The sequence below is a fragment of the Pseudomonas sp. C32 genome (assembly GCF_030417915.1).
In the GTDB taxonomy this organism is placed as follows: Bacteria; Pseudomonadota; Gammaproteobacteria; order Pseudomonadales; family Pseudomonadaceae; genus Aquipseudomonas.
On record NZ_JAUHUK010000006.1, the window covers coordinates 63,645 to 89,394 of the forward strand.

General features: G+C 59.8%; 24 protein-coding genes and 4 pseudogenes. 13 read left to right on the plus strand and 15 right to left on the minus strand.

The window, feature by feature from the left end; genetic code table 11:
• Nucleotides 1-467 precede the first annotated feature (467 nt).
• Both QYH43_RS08885 and cobF read left to right on the plus strand, forming a co-directional pair.
• Complete coding sequence (locus tag QYH43_RS08885; RefSeq protein WP_095056871.1) at nucleotides 468-1,043, plus strand: histidine phosphatase family protein; 576 nt, start codon at nucleotides 468-470, stop codon at nucleotides 1,041-1,043.
• Entirely contained in the window at nucleotides 1,040-1,801 is a 762-nt protein-coding gene (gene cobF, locus QYH43_RS08890) for a precorrin-6A synthase (deacetylating) (protein ID WP_095056870.1), read from the plus strand. The genes QYH43_RS08885 and cobF overlap by 4 nt, the downstream gene beginning before the upstream one ends.
• Before the next feature lie 8 nt (nucleotides 1,802-1,809).
• Here cobF and ftrA read toward each other — a convergent pair whose 3' ends face one another.
• A complete protein-coding gene (ftrA, locus tag QYH43_RS08895) occupies nucleotides 1,810-2,784 on the minus strand; it encodes a transcriptional regulator FtrA (protein ID WP_095056869.1) in 975 nt (324 codons plus the stop codon).
• Between the two features lie 101 nt (nucleotides 2,785-2,885).
• Here ftrA and QYH43_RS08900 point away from each other — a divergent pair, with 101 nt between their 5' ends.
• The 4 genes from QYH43_RS08900 to QYH43_RS08915 all read left to right on the plus strand — a co-directional run bounded on the left by QYH43_RS08900 (nucleotide 2,886) and on the right by QYH43_RS08915 (nucleotide 6,382).
• A complete protein-coding gene (locus QYH43_RS08900; RefSeq protein WP_095056868.1) occupies nucleotides 2,886-3,320 on the plus strand; it encodes a rhodanese-like domain-containing protein in 435 nt (144 codons plus the stop codon).
• A 178-nt stretch (nucleotides 3,321-3,498) separates the two neighbouring features.
• Nucleotides 3,499-4,278 (plus strand): ABC transporter substrate-binding protein, encoded by a 780-nt coding sequence (locus QYH43_RS08905; RefSeq protein WP_095056867.1) that lies wholly within the window; start codon nucleotides 3,499-3,501, stop codon nucleotides 4,276-4,278.
• Nucleotides 4,279-4,473: 195 nt separating this feature from the next.
• A complete protein-coding gene (locus QYH43_RS08910) occupies nucleotides 4,474-5,586 on the plus strand; it encodes a succinylglutamate desuccinylase/aspartoacylase family protein (RefSeq protein ID WP_095056866.1) in 1,113 nt (370 codons plus the stop codon).
• A 76-nt stretch (nucleotides 5,587-5,662) separates the two neighbouring features.
• Nucleotides 5,663-6,382, plus strand: coding sequence for an alpha/beta hydrolase (locus QYH43_RS08915; RefSeq protein ID WP_095056865.1), 720 nt, complete (start codon nucleotides 5,663-5,665; stop codon nucleotides 6,380-6,382).
• Nucleotides 6,383-6,385: 3 nt separating this feature from the next.
• Here the strand turns inward: QYH43_RS08915 and QYH43_RS08920 are convergent, their stop codons facing one another.
• The 5 genes from QYH43_RS08920 to QYH43_RS08940 form a co-directional block, all read right to left on the minus strand.
• On the minus strand, nucleotides 6,386-6,952 hold the full coding sequence (locus tag QYH43_RS08920; protein ID WP_095056864.1) for a hypothetical protein: 567 nt from the start codon (nucleotides 6,950-6,952) through the stop codon (nucleotides 6,386-6,388).
• Nucleotides 6,953-7,034: 82 nt separating this feature from the next.
• Nucleotides 7,035-7,841 (minus strand): hypothetical protein, encoded by an 807-nt coding sequence (locus QYH43_RS08925; protein ID WP_095056863.1) that lies wholly within the window; start codon nucleotides 7,839-7,841, stop codon nucleotides 7,035-7,037.
• Nucleotides 7,842-8,191: 350 nt separating this feature from the next.
• On the minus strand, nucleotides 8,192-9,373 hold the full coding sequence (locus tag QYH43_RS08930; protein WP_095056862.1) for an acetyl-CoA C-acetyltransferase: 1,182 nt from the start codon (nucleotides 9,371-9,373) through the stop codon (nucleotides 8,192-8,194).
• A gap of 11 nt (nucleotides 9,374-9,384) precedes the next feature.
• Complete coding sequence (locus QYH43_RS08935; RefSeq protein WP_095056861.1) at nucleotides 9,385-10,050, minus strand: CoA transferase subunit B; 666 nt, start codon at nucleotides 10,048-10,050, stop codon at nucleotides 9,385-9,387.
• 36 nt (nucleotides 10,051-10,086) lie between these two features.
• Entirely contained in the window at nucleotides 10,087-10,785 is a 699-nt protein-coding gene (locus QYH43_RS08940; protein ID WP_053160351.1) for a CoA transferase subunit A, read from the minus strand.
• Between the two features lie 265 nt (nucleotides 10,786-11,050).
• Here QYH43_RS08940 and QYH43_RS08945 point away from each other — a divergent pair, with 265 nt between their 5' ends.
• Nucleotides 11,051-11,947, plus strand: coding sequence for a LysR family transcriptional regulator (locus QYH43_RS08945; protein WP_095056860.1), 897 nt, complete (start codon nucleotides 11,051-11,053; stop codon nucleotides 11,945-11,947).
• Nucleotides 11,948-12,037: 90 nt separating this feature from the next.
• On the opposite strand, the gene QYH43_RS08950 is transcribed toward QYH43_RS08945, so the two are convergent.
• Complete coding sequence (locus QYH43_RS08950) at nucleotides 12,038-13,084, minus strand: class I SAM-dependent methyltransferase (RefSeq protein WP_301156900.1); 1,047 nt, start codon at nucleotides 13,082-13,084, stop codon at nucleotides 12,038-12,040.
• A gap of 301 nt (nucleotides 13,085-13,385) precedes the next feature.
• Here QYH43_RS08950 and QYH43_RS08955 point away from each other — a divergent pair.
• Nucleotides 13,386-13,637, plus strand: a pseudogene (locus tag QYH43_RS08955) (DUF2063 domain-containing protein); the annotation flags it as partial.
• Here the strand turns inward: QYH43_RS08955 and QYH43_RS08960 are convergent.
• From QYH43_RS08960 to QYH43_RS08970, 3 genes and pseudogenes are all read right to left on the minus strand, one after another.
• A complete protein-coding gene (locus QYH43_RS08960; protein WP_301156901.1) occupies nucleotides 13,613-14,647 on the minus strand; it encodes a tryptophan 7-halogenase in 1,035 nt (344 codons plus the stop codon). The pseudogene QYH43_RS08955 and the gene QYH43_RS08960 sit on opposite strands and share 25 nt — an antisense overlap.
• Nucleotides 14,634-16,799 (minus strand): hypothetical protein, encoded by a 2,166-nt coding sequence (locus QYH43_RS08965; RefSeq protein ID WP_095056857.1) that lies wholly within the window; start codon nucleotides 16,797-16,799, stop codon nucleotides 14,634-14,636. Before QYH43_RS08965 ends, QYH43_RS08960 begins: the two co-directional genes overlap by 14 nt.
• Nucleotides 16,800-16,902: 103 nt before the next feature.
• Nucleotides 16,903-17,211, minus strand: a pseudogene (locus QYH43_RS08970) (ATP-binding protein); the annotation flags it as partial.
• A 24-nt stretch (nucleotides 17,212-17,235) separates the two neighbouring features.
• Between QYH43_RS08970 and QYH43_RS08975 the strand changes: the two are divergent.
• Nucleotides 17,236-17,496 (plus strand): annotated as a pseudogene (locus QYH43_RS08975) (cytochrome c biogenesis protein DipZ); the annotation flags it as partial.
• Nucleotides 17,497-17,682: 186 nt separating this feature from the next.
• Here QYH43_RS08975 and QYH43_RS08980 read toward each other — a convergent pair.
• Both QYH43_RS08980 and QYH43_RS08985 read right to left on the minus strand, forming a co-directional pair.
• A complete protein-coding gene (locus QYH43_RS08980) occupies nucleotides 17,683-18,096 on the minus strand; it encodes an S-type pyocin domain-containing protein (RefSeq protein WP_095056856.1) in 414 nt (137 codons plus the stop codon).
• 141 nt (nucleotides 18,097-18,237) lie between these two features.
• Nucleotides 18,238-18,417: pseudogene (locus QYH43_RS08985) on the minus strand (AraC family transcriptional regulator); the annotation flags it as partial.
• A gap of 298 nt (nucleotides 18,418-18,715) precedes the next feature.
• Here QYH43_RS08985 and QYH43_RS08990 point away from each other — a divergent pair.
• Together QYH43_RS08990 and QYH43_RS08995 are read left to right on the plus strand one after the other, a co-directional pair.
• Nucleotides 18,716-19,528 (plus strand): class I SAM-dependent methyltransferase, encoded by an 813-nt coding sequence (locus tag QYH43_RS08990; protein WP_301156902.1) that lies wholly within the window; start codon nucleotides 18,716-18,718, stop codon nucleotides 19,526-19,528.
• 552 nt (nucleotides 19,529-20,080) lie between these two features.
• On the plus strand, nucleotides 20,081-20,356 hold the full coding sequence (locus QYH43_RS08995) for a hypothetical protein (RefSeq protein ID WP_143500293.1): 276 nt from the start codon (nucleotides 20,081-20,083) through the stop codon (nucleotides 20,354-20,356).
• A 41-nt stretch (nucleotides 20,357-20,397) separates the two neighbouring features.
• Here the strand turns inward: QYH43_RS08995 and QYH43_RS09000 are convergent, their stop codons facing one another.
• Nucleotides 20,398-20,784 (minus strand): DUF488 domain-containing protein, encoded by a 387-nt coding sequence (locus QYH43_RS09000; RefSeq protein ID WP_301156903.1) that lies wholly within the window; start codon nucleotides 20,782-20,784, stop codon nucleotides 20,398-20,400.
• Nucleotides 20,785-20,788: 4 nt separating this feature from the next.
• Nucleotides 20,789-21,511: a phosphatidylcholine synthase gene (pcsA, locus tag QYH43_RS09005; RefSeq protein WP_301156904.1), complete on the minus strand. Its 723-nt coding sequence runs from the start codon at nucleotides 21,509-21,511 to the stop codon at nucleotides 20,789-20,791.
• 225 nt (nucleotides 21,512-21,736) lie between these two features.
• Here pcsA and QYH43_RS09010 point away from each other — a divergent pair, with 225 nt between their 5' ends.
• Nucleotides 21,737-22,471: a tellurite resistance TerB family protein gene (locus QYH43_RS09010; RefSeq protein ID WP_095151449.1), complete on the plus strand. Its 735-nt coding sequence runs from the start codon at nucleotides 21,737-21,739 to the stop codon at nucleotides 22,469-22,471.
• 16 nt (nucleotides 22,472-22,487) lie between these two features.
• On the opposite strand, the gene QYH43_RS09015 is transcribed toward QYH43_RS09010, so the two are convergent.
• Nucleotides 22,488-22,934 carry a cupin domain-containing protein gene (locus tag QYH43_RS09015; RefSeq protein WP_301156905.1) on the minus strand — a complete coding sequence of 149 codons (447 nt, stop codon included), beginning with the start codon at nucleotides 22,932-22,934 and terminating at the stop codon, nucleotides 22,488-22,490.
• Between the two features lie 187 nt (nucleotides 22,935-23,121).
• Here QYH43_RS09015 and ligD point away from each other — a divergent pair, with 187 nt between their 5' ends.
• On the plus strand, nucleotides 23,122-25,713 hold the full coding sequence (gene ligD, locus QYH43_RS09020) for a DNA ligase D (RefSeq protein WP_301156906.1): 2,592 nt from the start codon (nucleotides 23,122-23,124) through the stop codon (nucleotides 25,711-25,713).
• Nucleotides 25,714-25,750 lie beyond the last annotated feature (37 nt).

Below are 25,750 nucleotides of genomic sequence, written 5' to 3' on the forward strand. Positions count from 1 at the left end.
TCTGTTCTTGCTCAGGTGTCGCTGTTTTTTTAAGTGTTTTTTGCGTTTAACGGTGTTGGCGCGGATTGATAGTTTTGGTCAGCTTGAACACCACCGCTGATCGATATTCCGGGGTTGCAGAGAGGGTGCCGGGCTCTAGCTGGATGGCGTGATGGGTGCCTCAATCGTTCATTGAAAGCAGTATTTATTTATCGAGTATGGCCTGTCTAGTTAATTTTTGCAGGGTTTCTCCCTGCCCAAAAATGGGGCGAAACCCCCGGTGCCACGGGGAGTCAGTCAACGTAGATCAGCCTTGTAGGGTATTGCCTAAATTGGGGTCGGAGATAGCCGAGTCAGTGGCAAGTAGCCGGTACCCGCGAACGCTGAAAAGACGAAGGCGATTACGCCCGGATGACCATTTCTACGGCACAATTGCGCACGCCCCGTTGCGTGAAGGCGTTTAACGTCCGTTTATAGAGTGATGACCTGTGCAGGCAACCCGTTTGACTCTGATGTGCCACGCTCGAACCGTCGCACAGAAATTGGCGCGCTTTCCTACCGACGAGCCGTTGGAGATGGATTGGCAATCGGCGCAGCAATCCCGATGCACTCAATTCAAGGGAGCCCCGCGCCTGCTGTGCGGCCCCGAATTGCGAACCCGGCAAACCGCCGAATTGTTCGGCAGCGCGCCGCAGATCATCGAAGCCCTGAAGGATTGCGATTTTGGGCGCTGGAGCGGTGTGCGCATCGGTGAACTGCAAAACACCGAACCCGAGGCCCTTCAGCACTGGCTGGAGAACCCCGATTCGGCACCCCACGGTGGCGAGTCGGTGACCCGGCTCTGCGAACGCGTGAGTGCATGGCTGACGTCAGTGCAATCGACACCGGGACACATCGTTGCCATCACCCATCCCTTTGTCATTCGTGCTGCGCTGACGCACGTGTTGCAAGGCGCATCGTTCAATCTGATCGATGTAGAACCGCTGTCGGCTGTGGAATTGCGATTCCAGGGTCGTTGGCGGCTGCGCTTGGCGGGCACGGATCCCGGGGAGTCGCTTGAATGAAAAAGCTATTGGTCATCGGCATCGGTGCGGGCAATCCGGACTACATCACGATGCAAGCCGTAAAGGCGTTGAATCGGGTCGATGTGTTTTTCCTGATGGAAAAGGGCGAAAGTAAAAACCAGTTGATCGAATGGCGCCGCGAGATCTGCGAGCGCTACATCACCGACCGCGACTACCGCGTTGTCGAGGCCCATAGCCCGGAAAGAGCGCGCGGTGACGTGGACTACAAGACCAGTGTCGACGATCTGAACCTGGCCAAACAGCAAACCTTCGAACGCCTGATCAACGAGGAAATGGCTGACGGTCAGTGCGGCGGTTTCCTTGTTTGGGGCGACCCGGCGTTGTACGACAGCACCATCCGTATCTTGCAGGCGATTCTGGCGTCAGGTGTCTGCGCCTTCGAATTTGAGGTGATCCCCGGCATCACCAGCGTCCAGGCCCTGACGGCGCAACACAAGGTGCCGCTGAACCGGATCGGCCAATCCGTCGAGATCACCACCGGGCGACGACTGGCGGCAGGGCAGGCGGGAGAGGCCGACAGTGTGGTGGTGATGCTGGATGCGCAGGATGCCTACCGTCAGGTGGCGGACCAGGAGACAGACATTTATTGGGGCGCCTACCTGGGCACCCCGGATGAAATCCTGATCAGCGGCAAGCTCAAGGACGTGGAGGACGAAATAGCGCGGGTACGCCACGCTGCACGAGAGGCCAACGGCTGGATCATGGATACCTATCTGCTGCGCAAACCCGAGAAATAAGGGCCACCTCACGATAGGGTTTTGACACCGCGCCCGAATCGCTCCCGATACACCGACGGCGGTACGCCAACCACAGAACGGAATGCCACCCGGAAGCTTTCCACCGAGCGATAACCACAGCGCTGGGCGATCTGCTCGGTGTTCTGATCGGTGCTTTCCAGCAGTTCGCGGGCGCGCCCCAGACGTTCATGTTGCAGCCAGGTTTTCGGGGACTGGCCGCTGGCCTCGGTAAAACGGCGCAAGAACGTACGTTCGCTCATGGCCGCTTCGCTGGCCAGGTCGCGCACTTCAAGCGGTTCGTGCAGGCGCTCCCGCGCCCACTGCATGATGCGGGAAAGATCGCTGCGCGGTGTAGGACTGACCGGCGTCGGAATGAATTGCGCCTGGCCACCGGTGCGTTGCGGCGACATCACCAGCCGCCGCGCCACGGCATTGGCCACTTGCGTGCCGAAATCCCGCGCCACCAAGTGCAAACATGCATCGATGCCCGCAGCGCTGCCGGCGGACGTGATCAATTGGCCCGAGTCGACATAGAGCACGTTCGGGTCCACCAGGATGTTGGGAAAACGTTCGGCGAGCTCCGTGGTGTAGCGCCAGTGCGTGGTGGCGCCATGCCCGTCGAGCAAACCGGTTGCGGCCAGCACGAACACGCCGGAACAAATCGACAGCAAACGCGCGCCTCGGGCATGAGCCTGGCGCAGCGCCGCGATCAACTCCTCGGGCACCGCCGCACTGCGGTCGCGCCAGCCGGGAATGATGATGGTCCGGGCGTCTGCGAGCAGTTCCATGCCGCCATCGGCCAGCACCTGGATGCCGCCCATGGCACGCATCGGGCCTTGGTCGACGGCAACGATGCGATGGGCATACCACGGGAACTCGAATTCCGGGCGTGCCAGGCCAAAGATTTCCACGGCGATACCGAACTCGAAGGTGCAAAGGCCGTCGTAGGCGAGAATCGCGACCAATCCTGGGTTGGGTTGCATTTGGCGGAAAACTCCCGGTTAGTGTCTTGTGCGCCACTGTAGCGGGAAGAACGGGACGGATAAAGTCTTCTCACACCTGACGACACTTTGGAGTACTGCCCATGCCCAGCCTGGTTCGCGACATTCCCGCCGCCCCATCGGCCATCGCCCTGATGCATTTCAGCAACCGTCTGACCTTCGAAACCGATTGTTCCGACGTCTATACCAGTCAGCAGCACGGTGAAGTCGATTTCATTCTGGTGGATGTGCGTGGGCCGCTGGCGTTCGAGCGCGGTCATGTGCCGGGCGCGATCAATATCCCGGGCCGTCTGCTCACGGCCGAAGGGTTGGCGAGCTACACGAAAAACAACCTGTTCGTGGTCTATTGCGCCGGGCCTCACTGTAATGGTGCCAATAAGGCTGCGGTGAAACTGGCGGCATTGGGTTACCCGGTCAAGGAGATGATCGGCGGCGTAACCGGGTGGCTGGATGAGGGGTTTGCGTTGAGTACCGAAGAGCTGAAATCGCCCGTTGCTGCAATCGGTTGCGAATGCTGATCTGAAAACACCGCACAAAATACTGTTCTCATCCCTGTAACTTTTTGTCGCTTCAGCACAATTTACCCTCCCGTTGCCACTCTAGACTGCCGGCCACTTCGGTTTTCGCCCATAAAGCGGTCACCGAACGCTGCCAATCGAAGCTGCCAATAAAAGTCTCCGCACACGGGAGTTATAAATGAAGAAGCTAGTGATGTTCGGTGCCCTGGCACTGTCGATGTTGTCCCTGACCGCCGTGGCCGAAGACGCCAAGCCGATCCGCATCGGTATCGAAGCCGGTTACCCGCCATTCTCGATGAAAACCCCTGACGGCAAACTCACCGGTTTCGACGTGGACATCGGTGATGCCCTGTGCGAACAGATGAAAGTGAAGTGCACGTGGGTCGAGCAAGAGTTCGACGGCCTGATCCCGGCCCTGAAGGTCAAGAAAATCGACGCGATCCTGTCGTCCATGACCATCACTGACGATCGCAAGAAGAACGTCGATTTCACCATCAAGTACTACCACACCCCAGCGCGTTTCGTGATGAAGGAAGGCTCCGACGTCAAGGACCCGCTGACCGAACTCAAGGGCAAGAAAGTCGGTGTACTGCGCGCCAGTACCCATGACCGCTTTGCCACCGAAGTGCTGCAGCCAGCCGGGATCGTCCTGGTGCGTTACGGCTCCCAGCAGGAAGCCAACCTGGACATGGTCTCCGGTCGCATTGACGCGCTGCTGGCGGACTCGGTCAACCTGGACGACGGTTTCCTGAAAACCGACGCCGGTAAAGGCTTTACATTCGTTGGCCCTGAGTACAACGATCCGAAATACTTCGGTGGCGGCGCCGGCATTGCCGTGCGCAAGGGCGATACCGCCCTGGCCGAGAAATTCAACACCGCGATCACCGAAATCCGCGCCAACGGCAAGTACAAGCAAGTGCAGGACAAGTACTTCAAGTTTGACGTTTACGGCGAGTAATCCAGCCGTTTGGAAAAGTGGCAACCGTTGACGCGGTTGCCACTTTTTTTGTGTTCATGATTTATCCTGCCTAACACATTTCTTACCTGTAGGAGCTGGCTTGCCAGCGAAAGCGATCTGACAGTCACATCCTTTTCGACGGTGCCGACGTCTTCGCTGGCAAGCCAGCTCCTACAGGTTTTGTAGGAGTTCGCAATGCAACGCATCGACCATCCTCTGCCCTGGAGTCACCTGGGCAGCGAGCGCACCCTCAGTGTGTTCCGTTACGGCGCCGGTACTCGCAAGGTGTACATCCAGGCCAGCCTGCACGCCGACGAGTTGCCGGGCATGCGCACCGCCTGGGAACTGAAAAAACGCCTGGCCGAACTCGAAAGCCAGGGGCAGTTGAACGGCGTGATCGAGTTGGTGCCGGTGGCCAATCCCATCGGTCTCGATCAGCACTTGCAAGGCAGCCACATGGGCCGCTTCGAGCTCGGCAGCGGTAAGAACTTCAACCGTTCGTTCGTTGAACTCAGTGCCCCGGTGGGCGAGTTGGTTGGTGATCGCCTGGGCGCTGATGCCGAGGCCAATATCGCTCTGATTCGCCAGACCATGGGTCAGGTCCTCGACGGGTTGCCGCCTGCGGCGTCGCAACTTGAAGCGATGCATCGCCTGTTGCTGCGCCATGCTTGCGATGCCGACATTACCCTGGATTTGCATTGTGATTTCGAGGCGGCGATTCACATTTACGCTTTGCCGCAACACTGGCCGCAGTGGCAATCCCTGGCGGCTCGGTTGAAGGCCGGGGTCGCGTTGCTGTGTGAAGATTCTGGTGGCAGTTCGTTCGACGAATCCTGCTCCTCTCCATGGTTGCGTCTGGCCCGGGCATTCCCTGAAGCGGCGATTCCGCCGGCCAACCTGGCGACCACGCTGGAGCTGGGCAGTATGGGGGATACCCGGGTCGATCAGGCCCAGGCCAATTGTGAAGCGATTCTGGGGTTTCTGGCCGAGCAGGGGTTCATCAAAGGCACCTGGCCGGCAGCACCGAGCGAATGCTGCGAAGGTATGCCGTTCGAAGGCACCCAATACCTGTTTGCACCGCACCACGGGGTGGTCAGTTTTTTGAGGGAGGCCGGTGAGTGGGTGGAGAAGGGCGATGCGCTGTTTGAGGTGGTCGATCCGTTGAGTGACAAGGTCACGACGGTGTGCGCCGGCACCAGCGGCGTTCTGTTCGCCATCGACCGCGGGCGCTACACCCAGCCGGGTACGTGGCAGGCGAAAGTTGCCGGGCGCGAGCCGATTCGGGCGGGCAAGTTGATCAACGACTGACTCAACTCTCCTACAGGCATAGGCGATGAGAGATGTTAGGCTCTGCCCGAATCCTGCGCTCTGTGAAGGAAGGTTTATGTTGAAGATTCTCGCTTTGCTTACGCTGCTGGTATCCACCGCTGTCCACGCCCAAACCCCGCCGCTGCAAACTGACCTGCCACTCAAGTACCTGGAGCAGGCCAACGCCGAATCGACCCATCAACCCCTGGTGATTTTTCTACACGGGTATGGCAGTAACGAGCACGACCTGTTCGGCATCAAGGATGATTTACCTGCGCAATACAACTACCTGTCCGTGCGGGCCCCGATGGTGATGGAGGCGGGCAGCTATCAGTGGTTTCGCAAGAAGGGCGAAGGCGCCTACAACGGTGAGACGGATGATCTGAAAGCCAGCGGTCAGGTGCTGCTGGATTTCATCACTCAGGCCGCGAAGAAATATCACACCGAACCCGAGAAAGTGTTCCTGGTGGGTTTCAGCCAGGGTGCGATCATGTCCTACGAAGTGGCGCTGCGGCATCCGCAGGCGGTCGGCGGGATTGCGGCGTTGAGCGGGCGGATTCTGCCGGTGCTCAAGTCCGAACTCGAGCCCGATGAAAAACGCCAGTCGCTGGCGATTTTCATCGGTCATGGCGAGCAGGACAAACGCTTGCCGTTGAGTGACGGCAGCGAGGCCAACAGCCTGTTGCAGAGCGTGTCACTCGAACCCGAGTTCCACGCCTATCCAGGCCTGGGGCACAGCATCAGTGCGACAGAGATTGAAGATTTGAGCGCCTGGTTGCAGCGTCTCAACCCTTGAATCTCACTTGCCGCTGACGATCTGTTTGATCAGGGTTTCGTGGGCCGCCATGTCGCCGGGGCGGGAAATGACCTGAACCACTGCCATGCGCTTGCCGGACGCCGCCATCAGGGTTGTGTTGAGGGTCAGACCGCCGCCTTGAGTGGCGGTGCCGTCTACCTGGCGAAGGCCCAGCCCGGTTTTCTGGGTCAGGCTTTTTTCGCTGAGCTTGTTGTAGTCCGGCAGGGACCTGTGTTGTGCCGTCTCGAAATCGGCCGCGGTGCCGTCGAGAAACTCGCCGTCGTTGTCCTTGACGCTAAGATCATTGGGCAGGCTGTTTTCAGCGGCGATCACCACAGTCTTGGTGGTTTCGTTGCTGTACATCGTGCCGCTCGCGCCGTTCGGACTGGTGGGCAACGGATTGGCGATGAAGCCCTTCGGCAAGTTGAAGATGAACTTGCCACCGAGCATCGAAACTTTATGCGCTGGCGCATTGCTGGATGTGGCCGTGGCGGCGTGCACATTCAAAGCCCCCAGACTTGCCGCCGCTGTCAGCAACAGGACCAGGGCTTTTTTAGTGAACAGTGACATTGAAATCTCCAGGGGGGGCGCGCGGTGAGGCGTGATCATCCCATGGGCACTGTCGATGACTCCAGTGCTGACTAACAAGCGGTCACTTTCCCTGGGTAGAGCGATCCTCTGCGACGGGCACATTTGCTGCCGTCCCGACCGGCCGCGCCAGCAGGCGTTTGGTCACGCCGAGCATGGCGATGGAAACCGCAACGCCCAACACAAATGCGTTAAGGCCCATATCGGGCAGCGTCAGCGCCAGGACAAGGCAGAACGCGGCGAATGAATACATCCCGGTGGCGGTGGCGCGCAGCAATGCGGCAGTGAACGCCGGGCCACGGGTTTGCTGGGAAAACACCGCCATCACGCTACCCAGTACCGGGAACACCGCGAGCAAGCCGCTCCAGCGGTCGCCGACGGTGCTGGCCAACAGCGTCACGAACAAAGTGAGCAGGGCGCCGGCGATCATCCGCAAAATCAGTTTGTCGGATTTGGGCGCCGGGCCGTTGATGACCGGTTGCACCGCAGGGAACAGATACGGCGCAGCGAGCAACGCAATCGCGGCGGCGCACACCGAAAACACCAGGGACGCCGGGATCAGCGACAGCACGATGGCCACGCCCGCCCAGACGGACAGCGAAACCGTCAATGCCAACGGCCATTCGGCGCGTTGTGCAACCTGGGCGTAGGTCACGCAAAAGGCAATCATCGCGAACATGGCCGACAACGCGGCGGTTGCCGATTGCGCGGCGAACACCTGACCTTGTTCGATGGCGAGGAAAAACAGAATCGGCCCGACCACCACCGGCAATCCCGACAACCAGCCCGCCACGCTTGGTCCCCAACGTTTACCGGCAAGGGAAATCAGCAGCAGGAATCCGGGAATTACCAACAGTTTCAGGATCAACACGCGTACATCTCCGACCTGTATGAGGCCGTAACGTTAACATCGCGCCGGGTCGATTGCTCTACGGATTCATGGGTTTTGTATACAAACTACGGTCCGACCTTTGTAGGAGCGAGCCTGCTCGCGATGGTCGTTAACGATGACGGGTTTTGTCTGGGGAAATGGGGCGCCTACAGGTTCATCGCGAGCAAGCTTGCTCCTACAGGGATTGGTGCTCGCGATGATCGATAACGCGGTCCACCTGAAAAAACGCAGGCATAAAAAACCCGGTGAGACTTGCATCGCACCGGGGGGTGTTGCCAGGCGGCGTGGTTCTTCGTGGGTCCCCGCGCCGTCTGTTGAACGCTGTTGGCTTACGCCCGCTCGAGCGCCAGTGCCACGCCTTGACCACCACCGATGCACAGGGTGGCGAGGCCTTTCTTGGCGTCGCGCTTGATCATTTCATGCAGCAACGTCACCAGCACGCGACAGCCCGAAGCACCGATCGGGTGACCGAGGGCGATGGCGCCGCCGTTGACGTTGACCTTGTTCAAGTCCCATTCCAGGTCCTTGGCCACGGCCAGTGATTGTGCGGCGAACGCTTCGTTGGCTTCGATCAGGTCCAGTTGGTCAACGGACCAACCGGCCTTGTCCAGGCAACGACGTGTGGCGGACACCGGGCCGATGCCCATGATCGCCGGGTCCACGCCTGCGTTGGCGTAAGCGGCGATTTTCGCCAGCACCGGCAGGCCCAGGGCCTTGGCTTTGTCGGCGCTCATCAGGATCACGGCGGCGGCGCCATCGTTCAGGGACGAAGCGTTACCGGCGGTCACCGAACCGTCCTTCTTGAACGCGGCTTTGAGCTTGCCCAGGGATTCGGCGGTGGTGCCGGCCCGTGGCTGCTCGTCGGTGGCGAAGGACAGCGGATCGCCCTTGCGCTGGGGGATCAGGATCGGCGTGATCTCGTCGGCAAAACGCCCGGCTTCGATGGCAGCCACGGCTTTCTGCTGCGAGGCGGCGGCGAAGGCATCCTGCTGCTCGCGCGTCAGGTTGTACTTCTCGGCCAGGTTCTCGGCGGTGATACCCATGTGGTAATCGTTGAACGCATCCCACAGGCCATCGCTGATCATGGTGTCGACGATTTGTGCATGACCCATGCGCAGGCCGGTGCGGGCACCGGGCATGACGTAGTTGGACAGGCTCATGTTTTCCTGGCCGCCGGCGATGATCACGTCGGCATCGCCGCAACGAATCGCCTGGGCACCCAGGTGGAGGGCCTTGAGGCCCGAACCGCAGACCTTGTTCAGGGTCATGGCCGGTACGGCGAAGGGCAGACCCGCCTTGATCGAGGCCTGGCGCGCAGGGTTTTGCCCGGCGCCGGCGGTCAGAACCTGGCCCATGATCACTTCATCGACTTGCGCAGGGTCCAGGCCGGTTTGCGCGAGCAACTGGCGGATCACCGCAGCGCCCAGGTCCACCGCGGACACATTGGCCAGGGAGCCCTGGAAACTGCCGATCGCGGTGCGCGTGGCAGCAACAATGACGACGTCTTGCATGGAAAATTTCCTCACTGGTCAGCGAACTGCATTTCCGGCACATGTTCCGGCACGATCAGTTTACCGGCAGTCTTGGCGATGATCTCTTCGACGCTGACACCCGGCGCGCGCTCTTTCAGAATGAACGCGCCGTTGTCGATTTCCAGGTAAGCCAGGTCGGTCAGCACGCGCTTGATGCAACCGGCACCGGTCAGCGGCAGGCTGCAATGGTCCAGCAGCTTGGACTCACCGTCCTTGGAGGCGTGGGTCATGATGACGATGATGTTGTCTGCGCCGGCGACCAGGTCCATCGCGCCGCCCATGCCCTTGACCAGTTTGCCGGGAATCATCCACGAGGCGATGTTGCCTTGGACGTCGACTTCAAACGCGCCCAGCACGGTCAGGTCGACATGGCCGCCGCGGATCATGGCGAAGGACTCGGCCGAGGAGAAAATCGACGCGCCGGTCCGTGCGGTCACGGTTTGCTTGCCGGCGTTGATCATGTCGGCATCGATGGTTTCTTCAGTAGGAAAAGGACCCATGCCCAGCAGGCCGTTTTCCGACTGCAGCATGACTTCCATGCCTTCAGGGATGTAGTTGGCGACCAGGGTCGGAATGCCGATGCCCAGGTTCACGTAGAAGCCGTCCTGCATTTCGCGGGCGACGCGTTGAGCCATTTGTTCGCGGGAAAGTGCCATTGTTGTTATTCCTTCATTCGGTCCGGGGGCAGGGGATCACTTACGTACGGTGCGCTGTTCGATGCGCTTCTCGAACGTGCCGCAGATGATCCGGTCGACGTAGATGCCAGGGGTGTGGATCTGCGCCGGGTCCAGCTCGCCGGGTTCGACGATTTCTTCGACTTCGACCACGGTGATCTTGCCGGCGGTGGCGGCCAGCGGGTTGAAGTTCTGGGCGGTATGACGGTAGATCACGTTGCCGAAGTGGTCGGCTTTCCAGCCTTTGACGATGGCGAAGTCACCGGTGATGGATTCTTCCATCAGGTACTGTCGACCGTGGAATTCGCGCACTTCCTTGCCATCGGCAACCGGAGTGCCGACGCCGGTGGCGGTGAAGAAGGCCGGGATGCCGGCACCACCTGCGCGCATTTTTTCGGCGAGGGTGCCTTGGGGGGTCAGGACCACTTCGATAGCGCCGCTCAGCAGCTGCTCTTCGAACATCTTGTTCTCGCCCACATACGAAGCGACCACTTTGCTGATCTGGCGGTCTTCCAGCAGCACGCCGAGGCCGAAACCGTCGACGCCGCAGTTGTTGGAAACCACGGTCAGGTCGCGAGTGCCTTTGCGCTTGATCTCGTTGATCAGGTTTTCCGGGATCCCGCACAGGCCGAAGCCGCCAGCGATAACAGTCATGCCGTCTTCAAGACCTGCCAGAGCTTCCTCGTAGGAACTCACGCGCTTGTCGAAACCTGCCATATGCACCTCTTTTATTCTTTGTGGGCGGCTGGCTAGCCGTATGGGGAAGAGTGTCTCTCTGTGCGATTAATTTGTTAAGTTGATTTTTATGGAATATTGATTGATAAAACTCATCAGGCGATGAAATATGCAGACCTGTAGGAGCCGGCTTGCTGGCGATGGCGGCGGATAAGGCCAACATCGATTTCGCTTACCATGTTGCAATCGCCAGCAAGCCGGCTCCTACAAGGTTCAGTGGTTCATTCATTCTGGAGCTAAGCGACCCATGACCGTCAAGCAGATCCGCGCTTTCCTGGCCGTGGCCCAAAGCCTGAGTTTTGCCGTGGCCTGCGAGCGCCTGCACCTGTCGCAATCGGCCCTGAGCCTGACCATAAAGGCATTGGAAGAAGGGCTGGGCGGGCGGTTGTTCACCCGCAACACGCGCAACGTGGCGCTGACTGCCGAAGGCGAAGCCCTGGTGCCGCTGGCGCGTCGGTTGATCGCCGATTGGGACAATGCCGAAGACGATCTGCGCCAGCGCTTCACCCTCCAGCGCGGCCGCGTGACCCTGGCGGCGATGCCGTCGTTTGCCGGCAACCTGCTGCCACCGATCCTCAAAACCTTCCGCGCCCGCTATCCGAACGTCAACGTCACGGTCAACGACGTGATCAACGAGCAAGTGCTGGAAATGGTCCGTGACCGACAGGTGGAGCTGGGTGTGGCGTTCGAACCGACCCAGAACTCATCGCTGATGTTTACGCCGTTGTATGTCGATCGCTTCGTGGCGGTGGTGCCTCGGGACTCGCCGTTGGTCGAGCTGGATGAAATCGACTGGCAGACGTTGCTCAAGGAGCCGTTCATCACATTGCAGCGACCGTCCACCGTGCGGGTGATGCTGGAAGAGCACTTGCAGGCGCGAGGCATGAAATTGCCGGTGGAGTTTGAAAGTCATCAATTGGCGACGGCTGGGCGGATGGTCGCCAGCGGGCTGGGGGTGAGCGCGGTGCCGGCGTTGTGTGCGGGGCAGATGCGTGAGCTGGGCGCGCACTGCATTACCTTGCGCGACCCGGTGGTGGAACGGGCGCTAGGGGTGTTGACGCTGCCAGGAAGTGAGTTGTCGGCGGCGGCACAGGCGTTGTTTGATGTGCTTAAAGAAGAAAACCTGGGACAACGATTCTCTTGAGTCTGTGACCCTGGAGGAGTGAGCTTGATCGCGATGGCAATGGACCAGATACATCAAGGTCGCTGACCCACCACCATCGTGAGTGTGGCGTTATTTACGCGCTTCCAGAATCAGGTTGAACGGTGTTTCCGTGGCCCGGCGGAAGCTTGAAAAGCCGGCTTCGGTGAACACTTTGCGCAACCGCGCTTCACCCGCCTGGGCTCCGAGCCCGAGGCCGACTTCCTGTGACAGCGAGTTCGGCGTGCAGATGAAGGTCGAGGCAGCGTAGAACAACCGGCCCACCGGGTTGATGTTCTCGTCCAGCGAGTCGTTGGCGAACGGTTCTACCAGCAGCACCGTGCCGTCGGGCTTCAACGATTCATAGGCGTGTTTTGCCGCGCCAACCGGGTCGCCCATGTCGTGCAGGCAGTCGAAATAGCACACCAGGTCATAGTCATCGCCGGGGAAGCTTTTCGCGGTGCCCTGGAAGAACCGCGCCCGGTTGCCCACGCCGCCTTCTTCGGCGCGCTGGGTGGCCACGGTGACGGAGGGCGCGTGGTAGTCAAACCCGACGAAGCGCGAATCCGGGAACGCCTGGGCCATGATCACCGTCGAGGCACCATGGCCGCAGCCGATGTCCGCCACTTTGGCCCCCGCCTCGAGTTTGGCCACGACACCGTCGAGGGCCGGCAGCCATTTGGCGATCAAGTGCGCTTTGTAGCCAGGCCGGAAGAATCGCTCGGTGCCGCTGAACATGCACGGATGGTGATCGCCCCAGGCCAGGGCGCCGTTGCCGCGCATGGCGTTGACCAGTTTGTCCTTATCGTGGAAAAACGACGCGACCACGCCGATACCGCCAGCGATGTAGACCGGTGAGTCTTCGATGGCCAGGGCCAGGGCTTGTTCTTCGGGGAGGCGGAATTGACCGTCGGCGTGTTCCATGTAGCCGGAAGCGGCGTGGGCGCTGAGCCATTCGCGCACCAGTCGGGGGTTGCAGCCGGTTTTTTCGGCAAGGGCTTCAGGGGTGATCGGCTGGCTGTCGGCCATGGCCCGGTACAGACCGAGCTCCTCGCCGACGATGACATTGGCCAGCATTGCCGCGCCGCCCATGTCATTGACCAGTTTGCCCATGAAGTCATTGAGTCTGGCCTCGTCCATCACGTGTGCTCCTTTAGCAGGATCACGGTCCAGAGGCATGGTTCGCCTGGCCTTCGCCACTGGGCGGTGGTCGTAGGAATGTGCAGGACGCCAAGCCCGTCCTGTGTGCCTTAAGTTTAGTTCGGGCGTTGTACTGCGCGGGCTGGAGCGACGAAAGCGACAGTTCCGTGACCGGCACCGAACTCTGTAGGAGCGAGCTTGCTCGCGATGGACTCAAGAGCGCTGCGTTCATTCAGTAGACACGCGTCAGCGTTAACGACCATCGCGAGCAAGCTCGCTCCTACAGGGGGGATTGTGGTGTGTCGAGTTTCTCGCCGCTGAACCCCAGGCTTTGGCCGACGGTCCCTGGCCGTCATTCATGGTGGAACTGGCACACTACGAATGGGTGGAAATGGCGCTGCAACAGTCCGATGCCGAGCCATTGCCTGCCACCGATGCCGGGTTGTTGCTGGATCAGCCCTTGCGGATATCGCCGCTGGCCTGGCCGTCAGGGTACGAGTGGCCGGTGCAGTTGGGCGGACCCGGTTATCAGCCCGACGTGTTGCCCAACCAATCAGGAGGGTGGGGGTGCGTGCTGTAGAAGTGGCGCATTTGCGTGAGATCACGCTCGAACCACTCGCTGATCCATTGGCTGTACTGAGCTTGCGCTTCGCTTTCGAGCCATGGTTGCTGAAGGCAATCGAACACTGCCTGCGCGGCTTGCATGCCAGTCATCAATGCCTTGAGTACGCCGTGCGAAGCTGCGGGGTCGAGAACACAGGCCGCATCGCCCACCCTGAAAAAGCCGGCACCGGCAGGCGACGTGCTGATACGCCAGCTCACATCGGCCCCACGAACCGGCCCCACGGTGGGCAACACCTGCAGGCGTTCAGGCACGGTTCGGAACAGGTGTGATCGTTTGTCGAAACACAGGCGTGTCCAGTGCAACACCCGATCGTCCACCCGGGCTATCCATGTCCAGCCATCGAGGTCGGCGAGCAGATGCGGGGCTTGTTCGTAGGGATGTATGCAACCTTTGTGGTAGCCGTATCGGGCAATCAACAGCGGCGAATGGCGACGCAGTGCCGACGGGTAATGTCGGTTCAGCCAGCCCGTCGCGCCGCTGGCATCGATCACGTAGGGTGTAAGCAGAGAACCTGCATCGGATTGCAAGCCGATCACTCGCCGGTTACGCGTCAACAGGCCCCGGGCCTGGCAAGGCTGCAACACGGTAACTCCCAGCCCCACGGCCTGTTGCAGCAATACAGAGTCGAGCCTTGCCCGGGTAATCTGAAAACCTTGCCAGGGCTTGGCGTCATCCCCGCCAAAACCATTGAAGCGAGGCGGACCGTCCCACTGCACCCACTGGCCGGTAAAGCGGATCGCATCCTTGCATAGGAGATCAGCCACCCCGAGTTGCCGCAGCAGCGGTTCAATACCCGGATGCAGGCTTTCCCCCGGTCGAAACCTTGGAAAGCATCGACCTTCGAGCTGCGCCACTCGCAGTCCGCGTTGCGCACAACTGATCGCCGCCGCGCTGCCTGACGGGCCGCCGCCGACCACCACCACATCAAAATGATTCAAGGGCAATCTGCCAGGGCGACGACTCGTGTTTGATCAAGATCGCTCCGGCACTGACGAACAGGCTTACCTGACGGAGGATTTCTACGTTGCGCAGTTTGAAGTTTTTTTCCGGGGTCCAAATGATTCCGTGTTTATACATTTGAAAGCGGTGCACCCATCCGCTCAGTTGCAATCCGGCTTCCTGTTGGGCTGCTTCGAGTTCGAGATCGGGCCGCTGCACGAGAATAAAAGACAGCAACGGCCACGAATTGCGTTTGTCTTTGGCACTGATCCCCAGCACGTTGTACACACGATGCATCGAGAGCACGCGGTCTGTGTACGCTTGAGCCGTGGTGTTGCCGGTCGTTTGCAGGCTGAAACCCCCATCAAGCGCCACCCGGGTGTAGTCGGTGTAATCGTAGGCGAAGTATTGAGCGATCCAGTGGCCCGCATCATTGATCAACTGCGGCCCGCGCTGCCCATCCCAGGCTATGCCTTTTTCCCCGTTTTCCTCGTCTGTCAACGGGATGATGGAATGAAGGCTCCTCCGCGGCTCAAAGGTACGCGCCGAATCCGGAGCCACACCTGGCCAGTAGGAGCCCAGGGCCGCGCAGATACGCGCATCTTCTGTAAACGGGCTGGCCATCTTGTATCCCACAAGTGACCGGTCGTTTGTTCCGCTTTGTTGGCGATCGTTTCCGACTTCCCAGCCCGGGCCGAAGACGCCGGCCGCGGCATCCGGCAACGAGGAGGGGCGGGCAACAGTCGCGATGATGTTTGCTGTCGATGTCGAGCCCGCTTCACGGGGCAATCCCACTATTGCCGTGACCCCGCGATCCTCCGTCGAAAACGGTTGATCCTTCAGATTCAAGTTGGCGCAATGCCGCACATTCGACAATGCATCCAGCCTGGTATGCCAGATCGCTTCACCGGGCAGGACGCGATCGGCCCAGCGTTTGAGTTGACGCTGGCTGCAGAACGGGAAGAAATCCGGAGCGCCAATGACCGAATAGGCCGCTACCGAAGGAGTGAAAATCTCCAGTGAAGGGCTGCGAGCCCGGACCCAACCGTCCGCCGTACCGTCATGATAGTGCAGTGCACGATAGCCGCCCGCCTTGACGATTCCGTCCACATCTTCCCGGTCATTCAAATCCTCGATGCTTCCATCCTCACCTACCTTATGGCGTCCATGAATCATGCCGCCGGTGTCCGGCGGCATCTGGAAAGACAAGGGTTCGCCTTGGTGGAAGACCGGTTCGACCAGCCGGGGTTTGGGCTGTGGCAGCAGCAAGCCCGGCCCAAGGTCTGCTTGTATCGCCCAGTTAGCCAGGCCTTCGGTGATGACGAATGGCGGCTGGCTGATTTCCGGTTCCTGCCAGCCCGTGTCGTTATGGCGTAGATGAATGTGCCGTAGCTTTTCGTTGATGTGATGAGTATCCAGCTCAAGTATCAAATCCATCCCGGCCAGGCACTGCGGACCTTCGAACACCTTGTGCAGCGGCACCCAGAAGTCCAGCTCGTGATCAATGCCGTCCTGTAAATCCATCGGCCCGAAACGTTCGGCGTCTCCCTTGTGTTGCATGGCGATATAGGCGCTGTAACGCACGGGCATGACCCGGATACCGTACGCGTCATCTTCGACGAAGGGCAGGAAGCTGCGCAGTTCAGGATCGTAGCGTGCGTCAGCGGTACCCACGCGGGCGATGCCGGTGCGGGAGAAGCACAAGTCGGCGTGTTGACCGTGCACAGTGTCAGCGGCGCAGCGGTATTCGCTGGCAAACACCGCCAGCGCCAAGGGAGCACCATCGGCTTTTTGCCGGAGATCTTCGAGTGTGGGTGGATTTACGCCGAAGACAAAGTTGAGAACAGCTTCAATTTCGGCAGGCGTGGGAAACCGTTGCAGAGGCAGGCCACCGGCGTCGAGCGTGACTCCGGGAGAGGCGAGGGCGTGATACAGCAAACTACGCGATGGCTGAGCAGATTCAATCGCCCGGATGCCGTCACTGGAGAAATCCTCAAAGCCTGGCAGACGACGATCGATGGTCAACGGCTTGTTCAGTTCGACGTCGAGCGGCTGGGCCAAAATGTCCAGGCCATGATTGAGCAACAACGAATGCCATCCCCCTGGCGCCAGTCGCGTGCACGCTCGGGTCACTGATTCGAGCAGGTTCATTGGCGTGTCTCGTTGATGCTGTGGGGGGACATTGCACAACAGCAAGGGGGATCTGGCTACTGTCAGATCTGACAGGGGTGATCAGTGGTCGAGAGTGATAACTTCAGTTACGCAACACAAGCTTGAGCTCTGCGCATAACCCGCCACCCTCACGATGGCTCAACGTCAACGCCCCACCAATCGCCAACCCCAACCCCGTGCCGCCGGTGCTGCGGTTGCGCGAATTTTTCACGCGGTAGAAAGGTTGCATGACCTGCTTCAATTCTTCTTCGGCAATCCCAGGGCCGCGGTTCATGACGGTGATCAACAGGCTGCCGTCGGATCGGGTTTCCACGTTCAGCTCAGCGGCGCCAGCGAACTTCAATGCGTTGTCCGTCAGGTTGACCAATACCCGGCGCAGGGCGTGGGGGCGGATGGCGATTCTCACGGCCAGCCAGGTGCAGGCGACGTGCTGCTGGCCAACACTTCTTCTGAAGGGATCGGCCGCGTCAAAAATGGCGTGCTGGAAACCGTGCCGAAAGTTGTCAATTACATCGTCAGCAAGGTCAAGGCGGACAGCGCCGGGGACAATGCTCGTGGCGCGATGCCGTCGTTGGCCGGCGCCGTGCAATGGCTCAACTCGCCAGCGCTCTCCAACGAATCGCTCAAAGGCAAAGTGGTGCTGGTGGACTTCTGGACTTTCGACTGCATCAACTGCCACTTCGGCGAGGCCGTTATGACGAACAGGAGAAGATGATTCAGCAGTTGTTGGAGGAGGCCAGGCAAGGCGCCACGGCACCCGACGCTGCATAGCACGCAAGATCAATGGCTCAGAGCGTTTGCACGCTGAGCCATTTTTCGTGACTAAGGATTTATCCAGTCTTCTGAACAGTGGCTCAGGTGATCAACATCCGTTTTTGTGCTGTCTATGAGTGCTTTTCAGGACTGGGATTGGCGTGGTGCCAGGTGTCAGGATCAGCTTGATGCCTTGACCCAATTGCGCGACAAACTGCTCGCCCTCAGCGATGGCCGCGACGACGGGGATATTTTCCCAATCCCTGTGTTTTCCTGTGTAGAACCCATAGGCGCGGATCGAATCATCCGCAAGACGCTCAACGTGAACACGTACCCGGGTGCGGGCGGTAGTGAGTGTGGCGTACTGATCAGGGGTGTATCGCGCGCGGTCGGGTGAGGTTGGGTCGGGTATGAGTACCGCGGCGAGAATCTTCAAGTCCGTCGGTGCGGTGGTCAACGTTCCGCCCAGTCGACTGATGAGTGACGTAGCGCTGCCATTTCCGCCAATCCAATTGCGAGCCATCAGCGTCTTTGTTCATCCTGAAGTTGAAGTCGCTGGACGTTACTGAAGAGGTCTCGTGCTGGCTGTAGGCCTGTTCCGAGATTCGCCGCTGAAATTTCCGGTAACCCGAACATCACCGTGGGAAACCGTCAGGCCCTTGGTCGCCAGCAACATGCGCCATTGCGTCAGGTACTGCATCGGCGAAACACCCACCAATTGCTGGAACCGTTCGGCCAGCAGGGATCTGGACGTGCCGGTGGTGCGGGCCAGCTCTTCAAGCGTCCAGGCGTGACAGGGCTTTTTGTGCAGGGCATTGAGGGCCGCGCCGACGATCCGGTTCCCGTGCAGGCAATCTTCGATTGTGAGCGCGTCGCGGCGCCACGTGAAATCTCCGGACGATCGGGCAGGGTTGGCCGACGATCGGACAGGACGCCAGCCCGTGGCGGCGCGATAGTTTGCCTACAGGGTCATGCCGGTCCTGTCATCCATAACAATAATGAGAGGTTGCCATGCCAAAGTTCGTTATTGAACGCGGGTTTCCCGCCAGCCGCGTTTCCCAGGTCATGAACATCATCGATCCCACAACGGCGGAATAGACCCCGTCATCTTCGATTCATGTTTCCACGCAGAGATCGTCGCCATGAGCACACCCATTGATCTGACTGCCCTGAAAAACCGCCAAATGGCCTCTTGGGCCAGCGGCGACTATGCGGTAATCGGTACCACTTTGCAGATTGTCGGCGAGCAGCTGGCCGAAGCCTGCGACCTGTTGTGCGACGAGCGCGTGCTGGACGTCGCCGCCGGCAACGGCAACGCGACACTCGCCGCGGCGCGTCGTGGTTGCCAGGTTACGTCTACCGACTATGTGAGCGCCTTGCTTGAACGCGGTGAAGAGCGGGCGAGGGCGGAGCGCCTGGATGTCAGCTTTCAAGTGGCTGACGCTGAAGCCTTGCCCTTCGAGGACGGCAGTTTCGATGCCGTGCTGTCCACCTTCGGCGTGATGTTTACGCCTGATCAGGCCAAAGCTGCGTCAGAACTGGCGCGGGTCTGTCGGCCGGGAGGCCGGATCGGGCTAGCCAACTGGACGCCCGAAGGTTTCGTCGGCCAGATGTTCAAGACCCTTGGCCAGCACCTGCCACCCCCACCAGGCGCACAGCCGCCCTCACGCTGGGGCACCGAAGCCTGGCTGCACGAGCACTTTAACGAACGTGAGTTTCTGCTTCAGGTCACGCGCCGCACCTTCAATTTCCGCTATCGCTCGGCCGCGCATTTCATCGACACCTTCCGTGAATGGTACGGCCCGGTGCACAAGGCCTTCGCGGCCCTGCCGCCCGAGGGTGCCACGGCTCTGGAGGCGGATTTGACCGATCTGTTGAGCCGGCTGAACCGGGCGGGGGACCAGTCGCTGGTGGTGCCCAGTGAGTATCTGGAGGTGGTGATAACTCGGCGTTGAGACCAGTGAAATAAAAAATGCTGCCTGCGGCGGTCAGCGCTCGCAGGCGGTATTCCAGCGAATAAAAATGCTGTTGTAGGCAGTGTTTGTAGTTTGAATAGTGCTTCACGTAACGTGGGAAATAATCTGAATATATTGATTATAAAATTTGCTGTTCTTGTGTTCTTCTCTCCTTTTATTCTGATATGGCAATGGCAGCTTTTTATGTGTTGCTTGCGCCATCGTTAATAAATTTCATATCGGATAATAAAGAGGTACTGGATGAGTACGGATCGACAGCAATCTTTTATTGCGACCATTGGCACCCCCAACACACTGTTGCACTTTTTGGATTACATACATGCAAGGCCAGCGATTGTTAGCGTGAGTGATTTCAGTGGCGGTTTTTTTACGGGAAGGCCGCAAACCCGAGATGACTCGCATTTTCTTGGATTGCGGGCGGACGTTCCGGTGGACGCCAGGCCGCGACTCACGTTGTACTTCAGGTTTACCGGGACGGCATACAGGCTCTACATCCGAAGTCCGGGACCCTACTACGGCAAGTGTCTGAGCATGAGCGATCAAGACTTTTTTGGCGCTTACGAGTCAGAGGGGGCGAGCACATTTGACCTGATCAACGAGCGTGGCATTCCTGTGACCCTGAGCGCAATAAAATCCGATTGGTCAAATATATATCTTCGGCCCAGGGACGAGGGTTTGCTTCATGTGCAAAGAAGAATCGAATCTCCGTATGTGTACATAGCCAACAAGGGGGCGAGGCCGTTGTTGTTCAATATAAATATCAAGGAAAGAAATGCGGCATACCTCAGTCATCCTGATGAGGTGTAGTGCACCGAATGTTAAAGCGGTCATTGGGCGTTCGTTGCGCTTTATAAAACTTGCGCCCCCCTTACTTGCAGTAACTCACGCAACACCGACCGATGGCAATGCGCTTCATCCTCGCAATAGCAGCCCACCGCGAATGAAGTCTGGTGTGACAGTGCGGCCAGTAGATCAAGCATCTGGCTGGCCGCAGGCTGGTTCATCTCAGACTTGAACTTGCGCTTGAAATGTTCCCAGGCCTTGGCGTCTTGCGCGGTTTTTGCCTCCGCCACCAGGTCCGCGCTGGGCGATAGCAACGGTTGCCAGACATCGTAGAAATCCCGGCTGGCGAATTCGGTTTTCGGTACGCCGCGGGGTGGGCGGCGCACCGTGCCCAGTCGCAAACCTTCATCGGGGCGGCGGGGAGAGCCGAGTTGGACAATATGGATAGGCATAGGGTTATCCCTTCGGCGACTCGTCGAACCACTCCAGTGCTGTGCGCCAGATGCAGATCCCGAGGAAGTAGCCCGACATCAACAGCCAGAGCCCCATTACCAGCGGGTTGATAAGTGGATGGTTGATCACCAGTGACAAGCTGCACAACAGCCAGATGGCGGTCACGGCAATGTTGATCGGCATGAAACGGCGAACGCGGAACGGGTGCAGAAACTTCATCCGGGTGACCGTCAGCAGGGCCAGGCCAATAACGCTGAGAAAGGTGATCCACGGCGACGGATCGATGATGTACAGGCACAGGGCAACGACGTTCCAGGCTGCAGGAAAGCCCTGGAAGTAGTTGTCTTTGCTTTTCATGTTGACGTTGCAGAAGCAGAACAGCGACGACACCAGAATCAGCGACACGGTCAGCAACAGGGTGTAATCCGGCAACGGGATATAGCGATAGATGAACAGCGCCGGGATGAACACGTAGGTCAGGTAATCGATCACCAGGTCGAGGATCGAACCATCGAAACTCGGCAACACCGACTGCACATTGACCTTGCGCGCCAGGGCACCGTCCAGTCCGTCGACGATCAGCGCAACCCCCAGCCACAGCAGGCAGTGGGTCGGCTGGTTGTCGAGCAGGGCCAGGGTCGCGAGGAAGGCTGTGACCACGCCTGTGGCGGTGAAGCCATGGGCGCCCCATGCTTTGAGTCTGGCGATGTGTAGAGTCGAAATCACGGGGGCGTTCTCCAGAAAATGAAGCAAGCCAGTTATCACCCTTTGTAGCGGGGCGGCGGCAAACCGGTCGGGTTGCAGGTATCGACCGGATATCCGGGGGTAAGGTTCACCGTCTGAATCCTGGCTGTTGCGCAAAAAAGCACCCCGGCCCAGCGGTGGTGGCACATTTGCCGGCGAGGACTATCGTTGCCTGACTGGATCAATCCCTTCAAAGAGGACGAAGTCATGAACACCAGCGATCTGCTTGAACAACTACTGCGAGCTGGCCAAGGCTCGATAGCACAACAGCGCGGCGGTGGCGCGTCGGCTCAAGGCGGGCTCGGCGATCTGGGTGGATTGCTCGGCGGGCTGCTGGGTGGCGGCGGAACTGGCGCTACGGGCGGCAGCAGCGGTGGAGGTCTGGGCGATTTGCTCGGTGGCTTGCTCGGCGGCGGTTCGCCGATGGGTGGGGCGCCGCAAACCCGCTCTGGTGGTGGCACCAATTACGCAGCGCTGGCGTCCCTCGGGATGATGGCGTTCCAGGCATATCAGGCCTGGCAACGCAGCCAGGCGTCGGCCCCACAGGAGGCGCCGCGCACGGTTGATCTGTTGGCCGGTCCGGAAGTTGAAGAACATAGCCATGCGATTTTGCGGGCATTGATTGCGGCGGCTAAAGCCGATGGCCGGATCGATCAGGCCGAGCATCAGATGATCAGCACCGAAATCGGCCGCCATACCGATGACCCGGACCTGCAGCAATGGCTCGACGATGAAGTCGCCAAACCTTTGGACGCCAATGACGTCGCGCAGTCGGCAACGGATCCGGGCATAGCCTCGGAAATGTACCTGGCCAGCATCATGCTGGTTGACGATCAGCAGGCTGCGGAACGCAATTATCTGGATGAGCTGGCAGCGGCGCTGAACATCGATCCGGATCTGCAAGTGCATCTGGAACAGCAGGCCAAGGGCGGTGTCGCGTAGGATCTGCCGCAGGCTGCTACGGGGACGGTTTGGGAGCCAGAAACGTAACCCCGAAGCTCTCGGCAATTTCCAGTATCCGAGGCAAGTCTTCCGGCACCTTGAGTCGGTCCAGCGCCGTAAAGAGTTGGCCGCCGCGGGAATCAGACACTACGCCGATCATTTTTGCGGTGCCACTGATGTTCTTGTAAGCGTGAATGGCCCCGCCGGGGATATGCACATACCCCCCGGCCGAGACGGTGGTCGATTGGCCTTCGACGGTCACCTCGACCTCGCCGTCAACGACATAAAACGCCTCGTCCCACGGGTGAAAGTGAGGCGGTGGTCCGCCTCCTTGCACGCCTTCCTGGATATGCACCTCAAAGGGTTTGCTCAAGTCCCCACCGGCAAGGACGGTAATCGTCTCGCCAACGACAATGACGGGGCGGGGGACTGTCCCGGCTTCGATGACGTGGACCTGGCGCATGACGGCTCTCCAACGGAAGGGGCTGCAGGGGTTGAGTATAGGTCTGCAGGCGCCGGACGGACTTCCCCCCACAGGCCCGTCTGTCCGGGCAATTTCAACGCCGATGGAATTATTGCTCCCGGGGTTTGCTCTGCTGCTTAGGAGAGACGTTTTGATTCAACGTCTTGGCGCAAGCAGCAGGTGAGCCATGACCCGAAACCTCGATGACTACAACCGCATGCGCGACTTCTCGGCGACGTCCGAGCCCGCCGCCGTCAAGCGCACAGGCAGGAAATCCGCCCAGGTCCATGCGTTGCAGTTCTGCATCCAGAAGCATGACGCATCGCACCTGCATTACGACTTTCGCCTGGAACTCGATGGCGCCCTGAAAAGTTGGGCGGTGCCCAAGGGGCCCTCGCTGGACCCCAAGGTCAAGCGCCTGGCCGTGCATGTCGAAGATCATCCGCTGGAGTACGCGACCTTCGAGGGCAACATCCCCGAAGGGCATTACGGCGCCGGTGATGTGATCGTCTGGGACCGTGGCGTCTGGGTTCCCCAGGACGATCCCGCCGAGGCCTATGCCAAGGGCCGGCTCAAGTTCGAATTGCAGGGCGAGAAACTTGGCGGCCTGTGGAACCTGGTGCGCACGCACATGCCGGGCAAGAAAGAACAATGGTTTCTGATCAAGCATCAGGATGGCGCCGCCAGACCGCAAAGCGACTATGACGTGCTGGTTGCCGAACCCGACAGCGTGCTCAGTGATCGCACCCTCATCAGCAAACAGCCGAAAGCGGCGAGCAAGCCCAAGCCGATCAAAAAACCGAAGGCGAGTCTTGCCCAAGAACAATCCCCCCGATTGACCGGCGCGCGAAAGGCCAAGATACCGGATCAGATCAAACCTGAACTGGCCACGCTGGTGGAAAAAGTCCCGGACGGCGCATGGAGCTACGAGATCAAGTTCGACGGCTACCGGGTCATGGCTCGCATCGATCACGACCAAGTCAAACTCATCACGCGCAATGGCCACGACTGGACCCACAAACTGCCGAAACAAGCCGAGGCGTTGGCCGCGCTGGACCTTGAATCCGCCTGGCTCGACGGTGAAATGGTGGTGGCGGACGAGCAGGGCGTGCCTGACTTTCAGGCCCTGCAAAACGCGTTCGATTCCGGTCGCAGCGGTAACATCGTCTATTACCTGTTTGACCTGCCGTACCTCAACGGCGTGGACTTGCGCGAAGTGCCCGTCGAAGAGCGCCGGGCGGCGCTGGCAACGGTGCTCAAGCCCAGTGACGACCGGTTGCTGCGCTTCTCCGAGTCCTTTGCCGAAGAGCCGCAGGCCTTGCTCAACAGTGCCTGCCAGATGCGCATGGAAGGGCTGATCGGCAAGCGCTTGGGTTCGGCGTATGTGTCCCGGCGCAGCAGCGATTGGATCAAGCTCAAATGCAAACATCGACAGGAGTTCGTCATCGTCGGGTTCACTGAGCCGAAAGGCTCGCGCAGTGCCTTCGGCGCGTTGCTGTTGGGGCTGCATGACCGCGACAGCGGCGAGTTGCGCTATGCAGGCAAGGTCGGCACCGGATTCAACGAGGCGACCCTGCGCAGCGTTCATCAGCAACTCAAACCTCTGAAAACGAAAAAACCGGCCGTGGTCAATCCACCGAGCGGTTTTGAAGCCAAGGATGTGCACTGGCTCAAGCCCACATTATTGGCCGAAGTGGCCTTCGCCGAAATGACCAAGGACGGGGCCGTGCGCCACGCGGTGTTCCATGGCCTGCGCGATGACAAACCTGCCGAAGACATCACCGAGGAGCGTCCGACCGTCGTGAAAACGTCCTCTGCGAAAAAAACCAGTACCACCAAACCAGCCGCTGCCAGCCGCAAAGTCGACCCCGCGCCGTCACAAACCGGCCTGGACGAAGGCAAGGTGCGCATCACCCACCCCGATCGGGTGATTGACGCCAGCAGCGGCACCACCAAGGTGCAACTGGCGCAGTATTACGCCAGCGTCGCCGAATGGATTCTGCCCGAACTCAAGGACCGCCCGGTGGCACTGGTCCGTGCGCCGGACGGCATCGCGGGTGAACTGTTTTTTCAGAAAAACGCCGAGCGCCTCGCGATTCCCGGCATGACCACTTTGGACAAAGCGCTCACCGGCCAGCCGATCATGATCATCAACAGCGCTGAAGCACTGATCGGTGCGGTGCAGATGAGCACCGTGGAACTGCACACCTGGAACGCAACCTCGGACAATCTCGACAAACCGGATCGCTTTGTCCTTGATCTCGACCCGGACCCCGCATTGCCGTGGAAGCGCATGGTCGAAGCGACCCAGTTGACGCTTTCGGTACTGGATGAGCTGGGGCTCAAGGCCTTTCTGAAAACCAGCGGCGGCAAGGGCATTCACATCGTGGTGCCGTTGACCCGCAAGTTGGGCTGGGACGCAGTCAAGGACTTCAGCCACGCGATTGTCCGCCATATGGCTACGTTGCTGCCGGAGCGTTTCTCGGCGGTGTCTGGCCCCAAGAACCGGGTAGGGCGGATCTTTATCGATTACCTGCGCAACGGGTTGGGCGCGACCACCATTTGCGCATACGCCGTACGCACTCGCGAAGGGCTGCCGGTGTCGGTGCCGATCTTTCGGGAGGAAGTGGAAGAACTGAAGGGAGGGAATCAGTGGAACGTGCACAACGTGCATGAACGGCTGGCAGAGGTGGGGGATGCGCCGTGGGCGGACCTGCGCAAGACGCGCCAGGCGATTACTGCCGAGATGCGACGGCGGATCGGCATGGCGAAATCCTGAGACCGGCGAGAAACTGTGTGGCGAGGGAGCTTGCTCC